Annotated in this window: 1 pseudogene; it reads right to left on the bottom strand. The window is 78.7% G+C overall.

The annotated features are described in order from the left end of the window. Window positions 1–225: pseudogene (locus DW309_RS05965) on the bottom strand (hypothetical protein); the annotation flags it as partial.

The following is a 225-nucleotide window of genomic DNA, read 5'->3' as shown; positions in this document are numbered from 1 at the left end:
GGCCGGAGCGGACTCGGGCTCCTCGCTCGGACGCACCGCGGCGGCCTCGATCGGCGTGTGCACGGTCGCGCCCCACAGGTGGTCGAACTCGTCCACGGGCGGCGCGAGCGTGGCCTCGGTGGGCACGAGCGTCGCATCGGGCGCCGCGTCGTCGGCGGGGCCGGCGTCGTTGGTGGTCGCGGCGTCGTCGGGGGTCGCGGCGTCGTCGGCCGTCGCGGCGTCGTC

Origin of the sequence: Microbacterium sp. K41, from assembly GCF_004794395.1 — a bacterium.
GTDB classification, from domain to species: Bacteria; Actinomycetota; Actinomycetes; order Actinomycetales; family Microbacteriaceae; genus Microbacterium; species Microbacterium sufflavum.
This window is presented reverse-complemented; position numbering and strand designations above follow the sequence as displayed.